Source organism: Streptosporangium sp. NPDC023963, assembly GCF_040639135.1.
Lineage (GTDB): Bacteria > Actinomycetota > Actinomycetes > Streptosporangiales > Streptosporangiaceae > Streptosporangium.
Genome location: NZ_JBEZZK010000009.1, coordinates 122,394 through 133,854 on the forward strand (window position 1 = coordinate 122,394; position 11,461 = coordinate 133,854).

Annotated in this window: 14 protein-coding genes and 1 pseudogene; 6 read left to right on the plus strand and 9 right to left on the minus strand. The window is 73.2% G+C overall.

Annotated features, from left to right (window positions below; genetic code table 11):
• Nucleotides 1-62 precede the first annotated feature (62 nt).
• The 6 genes from AB0F88_RS25895 to AB0F88_RS25920 all read right to left on the minus strand — a co-directional run bounded on the left by AB0F88_RS25895 (nt 63) and on the right by AB0F88_RS25920 (nt 5,964).
• Nucleotides 63-1,820: an ABC transporter ATP-binding protein gene (locus AB0F88_RS25895; protein WP_362689058.1), complete on the minus strand. Its 1,758-nt coding sequence runs from the start codon at nt 1,818-1,820 to the stop codon at nt 63-65.
• On the minus strand, nt 1,817-3,541 hold the full coding sequence (locus tag AB0F88_RS25900; RefSeq protein ID WP_362689061.1) for an ABC transporter ATP-binding protein: 1,725 nt from the start codon (nt 3,539-3,541) through the stop codon (nt 1,817-1,819). The genes AB0F88_RS25895 and AB0F88_RS25900 overlap by 4 nt, the downstream gene beginning before the upstream one ends.
• A 41-nt stretch (nt 3,542-3,582) precedes the next feature.
• Complete coding sequence (locus AB0F88_RS25905; protein ID WP_362689063.1) at nt 3,583-3,879, minus strand: hypothetical protein; 297 nt, start codon at nt 3,877-3,879, stop codon at nt 3,583-3,585.
• A gap of 146 nt (nt 3,880-4,025) precedes the next feature.
• Nucleotides 4,026-5,144 carry a serine hydrolase domain-containing protein gene (locus AB0F88_RS25910; protein WP_362689066.1) on the minus strand — a complete coding sequence of 373 codons (1,119 nt, stop codon included), beginning with the start codon at nt 5,142-5,144 and terminating at the stop codon, nt 4,026-4,028.
• Between the two features lie 101 nt (nt 5,145-5,245).
• Nucleotides 5,246-5,731: a Clp protease N-terminal domain-containing protein gene (locus tag AB0F88_RS25915; RefSeq protein WP_362689069.1), complete on the minus strand. Its 486-nt coding sequence runs from the start codon at nt 5,729-5,731 to the stop codon at nt 5,246-5,248.
• Nucleotides 5,728-5,964 carry a hypothetical protein gene (locus AB0F88_RS25920; RefSeq protein ID WP_362689072.1) on the minus strand — a complete coding sequence of 79 codons (237 nt, stop codon included), beginning with the start codon at nt 5,962-5,964 and terminating at the stop codon, nt 5,728-5,730. The genes AB0F88_RS25915 and AB0F88_RS25920 overlap by 4 nt, the downstream gene beginning before the upstream one ends.
• Before the next feature lie 216 nt (nt 5,965-6,180).
• On the opposite strand from AB0F88_RS25920, the gene AB0F88_RS25925 reads away from it, so the two are divergent.
• Nucleotides 6,181-6,594 carry an SgcJ/EcaC family oxidoreductase gene (locus tag AB0F88_RS25925; protein WP_362689075.1) on the plus strand — a complete coding sequence of 138 codons (414 nt, stop codon included), beginning with the start codon at nt 6,181-6,183 and terminating at the stop codon, nt 6,592-6,594.
• Between the two features lie 42 nt (nt 6,595-6,636).
• Here the strand turns inward: AB0F88_RS25925 and AB0F88_RS25930 are convergent, their stop codons facing one another.
• Both AB0F88_RS25930 and AB0F88_RS25935 read right to left on the minus strand, forming a co-directional pair.
• Complete coding sequence (locus AB0F88_RS25930; RefSeq protein ID WP_362689078.1) at nt 6,637-7,656, minus strand: LacI family DNA-binding transcriptional regulator; 1,020 nt, start codon at nt 7,654-7,656, stop codon at nt 6,637-6,639.
• A gap of 492 nt (nt 7,657-8,148) precedes the next feature.
• Nucleotides 8,149-8,301, minus strand: coding sequence for a hypothetical protein (locus tag AB0F88_RS25935; protein ID WP_362689081.1), 153 nt, complete (start codon nt 8,299-8,301; stop codon nt 8,149-8,151).
• A gap of 342 nt (nt 8,302-8,643) precedes the next feature.
• Here AB0F88_RS25935 and AB0F88_RS25940 point away from each other — a divergent pair.
• The 5 genes and pseudogenes from AB0F88_RS25940 to AB0F88_RS25960 all read left to right on the plus strand — a co-directional run.
• Nucleotides 8,644-8,877: pseudogene (locus AB0F88_RS25940) on the plus strand (helix-turn-helix domain-containing protein); the annotation flags it as partial.
• A 33-nt stretch (nt 8,878-8,910) separates the two neighbouring features.
• Nucleotides 8,911-9,072, plus strand: a complete 162-nt coding sequence (locus AB0F88_RS25945) for a hypothetical protein (protein ID WP_362689606.1) — start codon at nt 8,911-8,913, stop codon at nt 9,070-9,072.
• Nucleotides 9,062-9,577 carry a hypothetical protein gene (locus AB0F88_RS25950; protein WP_362689084.1) on the plus strand — a complete coding sequence of 172 codons (516 nt, stop codon included), beginning with the start codon at nt 9,062-9,064 and terminating at the stop codon, nt 9,575-9,577. Before AB0F88_RS25945 ends, AB0F88_RS25950 begins: the two co-directional genes overlap by 11 nt.
• 276 nt (nt 9,578-9,853) lie before the next feature.
• Nucleotides 9,854-10,285 (plus strand): GNAT family N-acetyltransferase, encoded by a 432-nt coding sequence (locus AB0F88_RS25955; RefSeq protein WP_362689087.1) that lies wholly within the window; start codon nt 9,854-9,856, stop codon nt 10,283-10,285.
• A 204-nt stretch (nt 10,286-10,489) separates the two neighbouring features.
• Nucleotides 10,490-10,678: a hypothetical protein gene (locus AB0F88_RS25960; protein ID WP_362689090.1), complete on the plus strand. Its 189-nt coding sequence runs from the start codon at nt 10,490-10,492 to the stop codon at nt 10,676-10,678.
• A gap of 91 nt (nt 10,679-10,769) precedes the next feature.
• On the opposite strand, the gene AB0F88_RS25965 is transcribed toward AB0F88_RS25960, so the two are convergent.
• The gene (locus AB0F88_RS25965; RefSeq protein ID WP_362689093.1) at nt 10,770-11,237 is read right to left on the minus strand and encodes a nuclear transport factor 2 family protein; all 468 of its coding nucleotides are present in this window, start codon (nt 11,235-11,237) and stop codon (nt 10,770-10,772) included.
• Nucleotides 11,238-11,461 lie beyond the last annotated feature (224 nt).

Below are 11,461 nucleotides of genomic sequence, written 5' to 3' on the forward strand. Positions count from 1 at the left end.
CCGGGTTCGCGGGGAAGACCACGGCGGTCGGTTTCGGCCCCGGGCGGGGCCCGGCCCCGGACCTAGCGCGACTCCCAGGCCTCCCAGAGACGGGCGTAGCGGCCCCCGGCGGCGACCAGCCGTTCGTGGGGCCCCTCCTCGACGATCCGCCCGTGTTCCAGGACGACGACACGATCGGCGGAGACGGCCTGGGTCAGCCGGTGCGCCACGACCAGGGTGGTCCTGCCGCGCGTGGCCGCGGCGGCCGAGTCCTCCAGCACGCGCGCGCCCATGCTGCCCGCCTCCGCGGTGGCCTCGTCCAGTACGGCGACGGCCGGGTCGGCCAGCACCAGGCGGGCCAGGGCGAGCTGCTGCGCCTGGGCGGGCGAGAGCTCGTGGCCACCCTCCCCGACCACGGTGCCGAGGCCCTCGGGCAACGCCAGCGCCCACGGCAGCGCCCCGACCACCTCCAGGGCCGCGGCGGCCTGCTCGGCCGTCGCGCCGGGGCGGGCCAGGCGCAGGTCCTCGACGAGGGGGCCGGCGAAGACGTGGGTCTCCTGCGTGATGATCGCCACGTGTCCGCGCAGCCTCGCCGTGTCCAGCGAGGAGGGCGGCACCCCGCCGATCAGGACGCTGCCGCCGGTCGGGCGCAGCGACCCGGCCGCGACGGCGGCGAGGGTCGACTTGCCCGCGCCCGTCGAGCCGACCAGGGCCACCCGGGCCCCGGCGGGCACGCGAAGGGTGACGCCGTGCAGGACCTCGGCGGAGCCGTCGTAGCTGAAGCGCACGTCGACCAGGTCGAGTGAGGCGTCGGCCGGCGCCGATCCCCCCTCGGGTTCGGGGGCGGACTCCAGGCGGGCGACGCCGACCAGCCTGGCCAGGCTCGCCCCGGCCGCCTGCACCTCGTCGAAGACGAACAGCAACATGCCGATCGGGTTGAACAGCCGGTGGAACAGCACGGCCGCGGCGGCGGCCTCGCCGACGGTGACGGCGTCCGCGCGGACCAGCAGGAAGCCGGCGACCAGGATGGTGGTCAGGCCGAGGAACTCGGCCCGGTTGACCCGTCCCACGAGACGGGTGAACAGGTCCAGCACCCCCACCGACACCTCCCGCGAGTCGCGCGAGGCGGTGTCGATGGCGCGCAGGTGACCTTCCTCCACGCGGTAGGCGTGCACCGTGCGCACGCCCTGCATGCTCTCGACCAGCCGTTGCGACGAGCGCGCGACCGCGACGCGCTGCTTCGCGTAGTAAGGGGCGGCCCGGGGGAGATACCAGCGCAGCGCCAGCGCGTACAGCGGCACCGAGACGGCGCCGGCCAGGCCGAGCCGCCAGTCGAGGCCGACCATCGCGGTCAGGCTCAGCGTGCCGAGCAGGACCGAGGCGATCACGCCGGGGACGACGTCGGAGACGGCCTTGGTGACCTCGGCGGCGTCCGCGCTGACGCGCGACAGCAGGTCGCCCTTGCCCGCGCGTTCCAGCGTGGTGAGCGGGAGCGTGAGGGCGCGGGCGACCGTACGCTCGCGAAGGACGGCCAGGATCTGCCCGCCCAGCCTGGCCACCAGGTAGGACGTCAGCCCGGTGGCGGCACCGCCGGCGAGGGCCGACAGCGTGATGACCACGGCGACCGCGACGATCACCGCGGTGCCCGACTGCCCGCGCACCCGGTCGACGAGGATGCCCATCACGTACGCGGGGACGACCGACGCCGTCGCGCCGAGCAGGCCGACGAGCAGCGTCACGACCACCGTGCCGCGGCGCTCGCGCAGCCGGGCGCGCAGCCAGCGCCAGGTCTCACCGCCGCTCGCGACCGGCAGCAGGTCCTGTTCCCCCCGCGTGCTCATCGCTGCACCGCCTGCCTGTAGTCGTCGTCGGTGGCCCCCAGCTCGGCGTGCGATCCCTCGGCGACCACCTTGCCGCCGTCCAGCACGAACACCCGGTCGGCGGCGGCGAGGAGGGCGGGGCTGCTGGTCACGACCAGGGTGGTGAAGGTGTCGCCGCCCCCGGGGTGGCGCAGGGAGCGCAGGCCCCGGGCGATGCCTTGTTCGGTGACCGCGTCCACGGCCGTGGTCGGATCGTGCAGCACCAGGATCGGCGGGCGGGCCAGCAGCGCCCTGGCCAGTGCCACCCGCTGGCGCTGGCCGCCCGACAGGCTCGCGCCCCGTTCCACCACCTGGTGTTCCAGGCCGTCGGCATGGGCGGCGACCACGTCGTCGGCCGCCGAGGCGGTCAGGACCGCCGCGAGCTCCTCCGGGCTCCCCGGCTCGCCGCCCACGGTCAGGTTGGTGGCGAGGGTGCCCTCGAACAGGTCGGTGTGGTGGGGTTCGACGAGGATCCGGCCGCCGATCCGCACGCTTCCGCCGTACTCGGCGGGGCTCACCCGCCCGGACAGCACCCGCACCAGCGCGTCGGCGTCGGCGGGGCGGTGGGCCATCACCCCGACGAATTCGCCGGGCCCGGCCACCAGGTCCACCCCCGCGAGCGCGTCGTAGCTCAGCCCGGAGACCTCCAGCCCGGGAGGGCCTCCGTCCGAGGGGCCTGCCGCGCCGGCGTCGCCGGGCCCGCCGGACGGAGGTCCGCCGGGCAGCAGCACCGGCGCGCCGGCCACGCGCGCCACCCGGTCGGCCGAGGCGCGCGCCTCGGCCACCCAGCCGGGCACCAGCGTCAGCGTGCCCACGGGTTCCATCAGGAACTGCGCCAGACCGATCACCGTCAGGAACTCGCCGGCGGAGATCTGGCCGCGCAGCGCGAACCACCCGGCGAGCACCGCCACCCCGCTCGCCAGCAGCGCGCCGCCCGCGCCGGAGACGGCCGCGTAGATTCCCTGGGTACGGCCGGCCCGCAGCGCGGCCGCCAGCGAGAGCCTGCTGACCCGCTCGTACCGCCGGGAGGCCGCCGCCTCGGCGCCGATGCCCCGCAGCGGCCGCACGCCGCTGACCAGGTCGGTCGCGAGCGACGCGGCCTGACCGGCCAGCTCCTGCTGGGCGGCGACGTGCCGGGTGATGTACGGCGTGCCGACGTGCAGCGCCAGCAGCGTCAACGGCGTGGCCACCAGGACGGCCACACCGAGGGGCAGGTCGATGAGCAGCAACGTCACGGCGCACATCGCCGCCGCGACCAGCGCCCCGACCGCGCGCGGCAGGTAGTCCAGGAGTTCGGAGGTGTTGTCGGCGTCGTTGGAGGAGATCGTCAGCAACTCGCCCGCGCGCAGACCGGTGTCCAGGCCGCGCCGGTCGATGATCTTCGCGGCGAGTTCCAGGCGCAGCAGGTGGGCCTCGTGGGCGATGGCGCGCATGAGGGTCCGCGCGCCGTACCGGTAGGCCAGGCTCAGCACGGTGAACAGCGCGGCCAGCGCGGCGAGCCACCACAGCAGTGCCCCGCCGTCGCCCGGGCCGATCGCACGGTCGACGATCACACCGATGAGGATCGGCACGCTCGCCTCGCACACCTGGTGCAGGCTGAGCAGCAGGGTGCCCGCGCCCAGGCGTGCGGCGTTGCGTCTCAGGGTCCTGCGCAGAACGTTCGCGCCGGTCATGCCCGCCTCTGTCGTGCGCGTTCCGGTCATGCCCGCCTCTGTCGTACGCGTCCCCGTCATACCCGCCCTTGTCATGCGCGCGCCTGGCCGGCCGGCAGCAGGCGGCGCGCGTCGGCGGCGCGCGCCACCGGCGGGACCTGTCGCCGGCGCGGATCGTTCAGGCTGCCCCGGCCCCACAGCGCCGCCGCGCGGGCCGCGCGCGGGTCCGCCTTGATGACGAACCCCTGGGTCGGCGAGCGGAGGATCGCGCTCACCCCGATCCCCGCGACGGTCAGGCGCGGGCCCGGTACCCCGCGCCGCGGGGCCGGCAGAGCCGGGCAGACCCGGAGCCGGCCCGTACGGCGGGCGAGGGACTGCGCGGGGGGCATGGAGTACTCTTTCGGGCGGCTCTGGACGGGCTGGGCGGAGAGCTCGCCTGAAGTAGGTTAGCCTTTCCTAATCAACGGGAGACTAGCCGGGTCCGGTGAATTTCGACAAACCGGATGTCGCGCGCTGCCGGGCCCCCGGCCCCCGGTCACCCGCCCGCGCCGCCCGGTGGCGGGACGGCCGGGCCGAAGGACGTCTCGAAGAGCGTGGTGAAGGTCTCCTGGAAGTCGTTCCAGTCGCCGTTCAGATTGCTCACCAGCACGCGCGTGCCCTGGCGGTCGCCCATCGCGTACGACATCGAGCCCTGGATGAAGCCGCCGCCGCCCCAGAGCGTGACCCCGCACGGGAGCCTCTGGGAGTAGACGCCGAGGCCGTACCCGGTGTCCGGGACCCAGCCCGAGCCCTCCGTCGAGACGGTGGTGAACATCTCCTCCTGCTGGGCGGGCGGCAGGAGACGGCCGCACAGCAGGGCGTTCAGGAACCGGTGCAGATCCGAGGTCGTCGAGATCATGCCGCCTGCGGCCCCGGCCCAGCTCACGTCCATCTCGGTCACGTCGTGGATCTCCGCGTCGGGGCCGCCCTCGCCCGGCTTGGAGTAGTGGCGGGCGTGCGGGGCGCGGACCGCCGTCTCCTCGGTGCCGGGGAGGTAGGTTCCCGTCAGGTGGAGCGGGCGGGCGAGGCGGTGCTCGATCTCCTCCGCGAGGGTCGTGCCCGTCGCGAGCTCGACGATCATGCCCGCGAGACTGTAGTTCACCTTGGAGTAGATGAAGCGCTTCCCGGGCTCCTCCGGGCGCGGGGTCTCCTGGCCGGGGATGGCGTCGGGGAGCCCGCTGGTGTGGTTGAGCAGCCGCCTGACGGTGATCCCGGTGCCGTCCGCGCCGAGGTGCTCCTCCACCACGCCGGGCAGCCACTTCGCCACCGTGTCGTCCAGGGTCAGCTTTCCCTCGGCCGCCAGTTGCAGGACCACCGTGCCGGTGAACGCCTTGGTGAGGCTTCCGATGCGGAAGTGCTCACCCGGCCGGCGCTCGCGGCCGGTCGTCATGTCGGCCACCCCCGCCGTGCCGAACCACGGCGCCGAGCGGGCGTCCCTGAACTCGGCGACGACGCCGGGCCCGCCGCCGTCGGCCACGACCCGGTCGAGCGCACGCCGGAGCCCGGCGTGACCCCGGTCGCGGCCGGTCGCGGAGGCGGGGGTCGTCATCATGGCGGCCCCTCCCACCGCCAGGGCGGCGGCGAGCAGGCTCGCGCGGGCATGGAACATCGACATCTTGCCTCCTGGGGCATGGAAGAAGAACCGGGGGGTCGAAAGGAAAGGGCGCGGCACGGCACGGCACGGCATGGCATGCCGGAAGGGGACCGCCGTGGTCGTTACCCGAGGTCGCCGTCCGCGGCGGCGCTGTGGACGCGGGCCAGCAGGTCGGTGCGGTCGACGCCGGCCAGGGCCAGCGCGCGTGGCACCGTGCCGACCTCGGCCCGCAGGATCCCGAGTAGCACGTGCGCCGGTCGCAGGTCCTTCTTGCGGGAGACCGAGGCGAAGCTTCGCTCGAGGGCGAGCCTGCCCGTCGCGCCCATGGTGGGCGGGCGCTTGAGGACGGTGCTCGGCGCCGGGAGGCCGAAGGAGGCGGGGGAGACCCCGACCGTGCTCAGGCTGTGCTCGAACTCCCGGTCGAGAGCGGCCAGGACCGCTTGGTGGTCGAGGCCGACGGAGGCCAGGACGCGCTGGGGGGCGGTGCCTGTCTGGGCCGCGACGGCGAGCAGGATGTGGTGCGCCTCGACCGTGGCCGATCCGTGCCGCTGCGCCTCGACCGCCCCCTCCGTGAGGACCATGTGGAGGTATCTGTCGGACGTGTTCATGGTGAACGTCTCCTCAGCGTGACGCCCGCGGCGACGAGCCGTTTGGCGTGCTTCCGGTGGACCGCCTGGCGGGTCACGCCGAGCGCCTCGGCGACCTGCGGCCAGCTCCAGCCCTCGCGCATCGCCCGCTCGACGGCGGCGTCCTCCAGCTGGTCGGCCAGGCGCCGCAGCGCCACCACGGCCGCCAGCGCGTCGGCGGGGTCCTGGGGGATGGGGATGTCACTCGCGGGCATGGAAGCAACATTAATTGACTAATCCGACGTTAGTCAACATGAGTTGCTTGTAGGGAGTGCGGGCGGCACCCGGTCTGCCCGGGTTCCTCGGTCCCGGAACCAGTCAGGGCCGGCGGGGCGGATCACGCTTGACCTCATGTCAGGTTGAGGATGCATGGTTCTCCTCGGGGGCGATCAGGCCCCGCCCCACCGAGCACCCGAGCAGGGAGAACCGACATGAGCGCCGATCTGTCCGAGGACGCCGCCATCCGCCGGGTGGTCGCGGACGCCGTGGAGTTCCAGAGCGACGTGGACGGGTTCATCCCCCTGCACACCGCCGAGGTGGCCATCGTCAATTTCGGCGGGCGCCGGGTGGTGGGGCGCGACGTGCTGGCCGAGGCGATGCGCCAGGCCCTGGCGTCGCCGCTGGCCGACGTGACCACCACGGCCGAGATCGAGGACATCCGCTTCCTCCGCGAGGACGTGGCGATCGTGGCGAGCGTCAAACACGTTCACGACCGGCGGCGGGAGGCCGGCGGCGCTCCGGTGGACGCGCTGCCCGCCACCTCGGGGCGGCTCACCTACGTGATGGTCAAGGAGGACGGCGCTTGGAGGATCGCCTCCGCCCAGACCACGCCGATCCTCACCTGATCCGTCCCCGTTCGTGACGGCGGGACCGTTCCCGCCGGCCGGTCACGTGGGAGTGGCCCGGGAGGATTCGCGCAGCACGAGGCCGCACGGCACGGTCAGCACGCCGCTCGGCCGGGGGGCGCCGCCGATGGCGCCGAGCAGGTGCTCGGCGGCGACCCGCCCGATCTCGCCCAGATTCATGTCGACCGTGGTCAGCGGCGGCCTGCAGCCCATCGCCATCGGCTCCCAGTTGTCGAACCCCACCAGCGCCACGTCGTCGGGGACGCGCCGCCCGCGTTCCCTGAGGGTCTCGCAGACCCCGCGGGCGATCTGGTCGCTGCCGCAGAAGATCGCGTCGACCTCGGGGTGCGCTCTCAGCAGGATGTCGGCGCCCTGGCGGCCCCACTCCTCGCTCCACTCGCCGAACAGCGGCTCGCCCGCGGACCGCAGCCCGGCCTGCGCCAGCGCGCTCGTCATGCCCTCCGCCCGCCGCCTGGCCGCCTCGAACCGCTGCGGACCGGTCACGTGACCGACGCGCGAGCGTCCCGTGGCGAGGAGATGTCGCGCGACCAGCGCCCCGCCGCCGAGGTCGTCGGAGATGACGGAGAAGTCGGAGTCGCTGGTCGAGCGGGTCATGGCGTACACGACGGGCACCGGCAGGTCGGTGCCGATGCTGGGACGGGGTTCGGTGCGGCGGCCGGTGACGATGATGCCCTCGACGCGGCGGGCGAGCAGCCGCTCGACGTAGTGCTGCTCGCGGATCGGGTCGTCGCGCGTGTCGCACATGAAGACGGAGATCTGGCCCGCGCCCAGCGCGTCCTCCACACCGAGCATGACCGGGATGCTGAACCTGCCGAAGCTGTCGCACGAGACCAGGCCCACCGTGTAGGTGCGCCCGGACAGGAGGCCCCGCGCCATCGTGTTGGGCCGGAAGCCGAGCTCCTCCGCCACCGCCGCCACCCGGGCCCGTGTCTCCTCGCGCAGCTTGCCGCGCCCGTTGAGCGCCTTGGAAGCCGTGCCGATCGACACGCCCGCGGCCGCGGCCACCTCGCGGATCGTGACGGCTGCCACCTGTTCGGACAAGCCTTTTCCTTTCACCGGTACGGCGGGCAGAGCCTCGGGCAAGCGCTTTCTTGGTCGGCCCCTGACTATTGACTCTCCGCTCATATTAGATCTGTCCTCCAGAAGGAAAACCTATTCCTTTTGTTTCCTTCAGGTGGCACGGGGGAGCGCGCGGCGCCCCCCGCAGGACGTGCCGTTCCCGGTCACTGTCGACCTCAAGGCCGAGGGCACCTCCCGGCTGATGATGGACCTGCCCAGCCGGCTCACCGCCACCGGCGCGACCAGGAGCCTGACGTTCGCCGACGCCTCCGAGCAGAAGACCTTCAAGCCGGCGATCCACTCCAAGCGGGGCCCGGGCGCCGACGAGCAGCACACGCTGAGGCTCACCACCCGGGCGGCGGACAACGCGACCTACCAGCAGACCATGCCCATCCGGGTCCAGCAGGACCAGAAGACCCAGCTGGAACCGACGATCCCGATCAACTTCGACTACCGCTACGACACGATCACCGGCTACTTCTCCGGCCAGCCCTTCAGGCCGGCGGCGGAGGAGGCGGTGAAGGACTGGTTCAGGTTCTTCGACCTGCAGCCCTTCGACACGGTGGCCGCCGGGGCCGAGAACAACCACCTGCCGGGCAACGACTGGCAGAACACCGTCTCCGTCACGAACAACGCGGCCTACAACGGCATGTGGGTGTACTTCCGGGGCATCCAGACCCCCTACTCCACCGGCTACCCGGCCGCCAACGGCAAGTACCACGCCAGGAACGGCCAGCAGCTGCCCGGCCCGCCGTCCCGGCCCCGCGTCCTCGCGGGTCAGCAGGCCGGCGTTGACCAGCCGCCTCAGCCGGTCGGCCAGGATGTTGGAGGCGACCCCCTCCTCCGAGCCGGCGAGCAGCTCCCTGAAGTAGCGCCGGTCGCCGAACATGATGTCCCGCAGCACGAGCAGATTGGGAGGCGCCCGCCATCTGGTTGCCTCATGCAACTATCTGGTTGTATGGTCGAACCATGGCGGATGATCGCGAACTCCAGGAGGCCGTGGCCCGCTTCGTGCGGGCCTTCGGGCTTCACCAGCCGGACCGGACTCCCTGCGGGCAGCCCGTCCCGGTGTCGGAGGCTCACGCGCTGGGTGAGCTGGCCAGGGACGGCGTGTTGCGGCAGAGCGACCTGGCGCACCGGCTCCGGCTGGAGAAGAGCACCACCAGCCGGCTGGTCACGCAGCTCATCAACCGCGGCTGGGCCGAGCGCACCCCGGCGCCCGACGACGGGCGCGGCGTGCTGGTCCGGCTCACCCCGGACGGGGTGAAGGCCGCGGCCCGGCTGGCCGAGGCCAGGGCCGCGCGGTTCTCCGCCGTTCTGGAGCGTGTCCCCGAGGGCGAACGCGCCGACGTGTTGCGCGCCCTGACCATTCTCACGGAGGCCATGGATGAAACTTGAGGATCGGCGCGTTCAGGCGCTCGTCGCGGCGCTCGCGCTCGTCGTCGTCGCCGCGACGGCGTACGTGCTCACCGGCCGGAACGAGCAGCGGGCGCCGGCCGCCCGGCAGGCCGACATCGCGGCCAGGAGCCGGCAGGTGATGCCGTTCGACCTGGAGCGCACCACGCACCGCTTCGCCAAGTCCGCCACCGGCGGCGTGCAGACGGTCGTCTCCGACGACCCCGCCGACGCCGAGCAGGTCACGCTGATCCGCGAGCACCTGACCGCCGAGGCCGCGAGCTTCGGCAGGGGCGACTACGGCGACCCCGCCTCCATCCACGGCGGTGAGATGCCGGGCCTGCGCGACCTCGAGCAAGGCCACGACCGCATCGGCATCCGCTACGCGGAACTGCCCGCAGGCGCCCGGATCACCTACACCACCTCTGACGCGCCCCTGGTCACAGCGTTGCACGCGTGGTTCGACGCCCAGGTCGCCGACCACGGCCGGCACGCGGAACACGGCTGACCTCACCTTTGGACGCTTTTTCGCCACCGGATCCGCCTACCTCGCTCATACCTATCCGGGGTAGGGTTTATTTCGCCCGTGTGGATACCGGACCCCGGTAGCGTTCCCTCCCGGCCGGGAGGGCCGCCCCGGCCGGCCGGCCGCCGGGCGCGGCGAACGCGCCCGGCCCGGCGCCGCGCGGCCGGGCCCCGTCCCGCCCGGCGGCCGACGGCGACCGGCCTGAAAAGCACACTGCCCCGCCCACTCCTCGAACCCCCACCTGGAAGGACCACCGTGATGGACATACGCCGCGCCACGCCCGATGACGCCACCACCGTGCACGGCCTCATCCGCGGACTCGCCGAGCACCAGAACCAGGCCCGGAGCGTCACGGTGAGCGTCGACGACCTGAAGCGGCTGCTCGCCCGCCCGGAGATCACCTACCTGATCGCCGAGCGGGACGGCGCGGCCGTCGGCTACGTCTCCTGGCTGCGGCGCGTCGGCTTCTGGTCCGGCGAGGACTACCTCGCCCTGGACGACCTGTACGTGACCGGCGCCGAACGCGGCAACGGCGTGGGAGAGCTGCTGATGCGGGCCGCCGCCGAGGCCGCCGACGGCAAGGTGATCCGCTGGGAGGTGGCCGAGGCCAACGTGGCCGCGCAACGCTTCTACGCGCGCATCGGCGCCGCTCTCGTCTCCAAGAAGATCGGCCGCTGGCAGCCGCGGTAGCCGCACTCCCGCACTCCGCGGCGCCCGGCGGTGCCGGGACCCGGGCGCGAGTGCCGCTCAGCCGGGGGTGACCCCGGTCGACTCGCGCAGGACCACCTCGCACGGGACCGTCTGCACCCCGCCGGGCGGCGGTGAGCCGGCGCCGTCCCCACCCTGCTGCCGTTCGTCTGGCTGGTCCGCAGCGCCCTCATGCGGGACGGCCAGATGTTCGTCGCGCCGCCCGAGTGGATCCCCGACCCCTTCGAGTGGGGCAACTTCGGCGGCGCGCTCACCGCCCAGCCCTTCGGCCGCTACCTCCTCAACACCGTCGTCATCGCCCCGATCATCGCGCTCTTCTTCTTCCTGCAGCGCCACTTCATCGAGGGCGTCACCCTCACCGGCATCAAGAACTGAGGTCCCCACGCGGAAGGCCGTCCTCGCCACCCGGGCGGCGAGGACGGGGCGGCTCGCCCGGCACCCCCGCCACCCGGCCGCCCCTCACCGATCAGGCGCCCGGCGCGCCCTCCTTCCAGGCATCCGCCCACCCTCCCTGCACCATGGTCTGGAAGACCCACCGGCCCCCCGACCTCACCAGCAGATCCGCGTAACGCATGGCGTACGCCTCACCGTTGACCGTCATCGTCGCGTCGGTGACCACGACGACCAGGTTCGCGGTCAGGAAGTGGGGGGTGCGGACCGACTCCATCGTGAGGTCGCCCGCCTCCCCGCCTCCCATCACCTCGGCCATCGTGCGTGTGAACCGCTCCCTCGTCCATCGATCGGCCAGGCCGTCGCCGTCGGGGCCGTCGGTCACCACGTTGAGCGGGAACATCGCCATGTCCGCCATGCGCTCGACATCGACCTTCGCGCTGTGGGCGTCATATTCGGCGAACCACGCCTCGACGCCCTCCCGGTCCTCGGCCGTCGGCGTGAAGGCACCGCTGCCGAAAGGGGATTCCTGGATCTCTGACACTGTTCCGCTCCTTCGTCGATGACGCGCCTTTTCGTCGATGACGCGTCCCGCAGGTCCCTCGCCCGTCGCCGGACGGCACAGGGCGCCGTCCGGCGGCGCGCTCCGAACCGTACGATATACCGTACAGCGTACGGAAAGCTTGTCAAGCGAGGTGGCCGAGAACCGCGCCCGGCATGCCGCCATCGCCCTCCGGCCCGGGCGCGGGCTCGATCGGGGCAAGGAGT

What these genes read in the sequence shown, in the direction of transcription:
- AB0F88_RS25895 (WP_362689058.1), bottom strand. Translation starts at nt 1,820, where the DNA reads ATGAGCACGCGGGGGGAACAGGACCTGCTGCCGGTCGCGAGCGGCGGT.
- AB0F88_RS25900 (WP_362689061.1), bottom strand. Translation starts at nt 3,541, where the DNA reads ATGACCGGAACGCGCACGACAGAGGCGGGCATGACCGGCGCGAACGTT.
- AB0F88_RS25905 (WP_362689063.1), bottom strand. Translation starts at nt 3,879, where the DNA reads ATGCCCCCCGCGCAGTCCCTCGCCCGCCGTACGGGCCGGCTCCGGGTC.
- AB0F88_RS25910 (WP_362689066.1), bottom strand. Translation starts at nt 5,144, where the DNA reads ATGTCGATGTTCCATGCCCGCGCGAGCCTGCTCGCCGCCGCCCTGGCG.
- AB0F88_RS25915 (WP_362689069.1), bottom strand. Translation starts at nt 5,731, where the DNA reads ATGAACACGTCCGACAGATACCTCCACATGGTCCTCACGGAGGGGGCG.
- AB0F88_RS25920 (WP_362689072.1), bottom strand. Translation starts at nt 5,964, where the DNA reads ATGCCCGCGAGTGACATCCCCATCCCCCAGGACCCCGCCGACGCGCTG.
- AB0F88_RS25925 (WP_362689075.1), top strand. Translation starts at nt 6,181, where the DNA reads ATGAGCGCCGATCTGTCCGAGGACGCCGCCATCCGCCGGGTGGTCGCG.
- AB0F88_RS25950 (WP_362689084.1), top strand. Translation starts at nt 9,062, where the DNA reads ATGAAACTTGAGGATCGGCGCGTTCAGGCGCTCGTCGCGGCGCTCGCG.
- AB0F88_RS25955 (WP_362689087.1), top strand. Translation starts at nt 9,854, where the DNA reads ATGGACATACGCCGCGCCACGCCCGATGACGCCACCACCGTGCACGGC.
- AB0F88_RS25960 (WP_362689090.1), top strand. Translation starts at nt 10,490, where the DNA reads ATGTTCGTCGCGCCGCCCGAGTGGATCCCCGACCCCTTCGAGTGGGGC.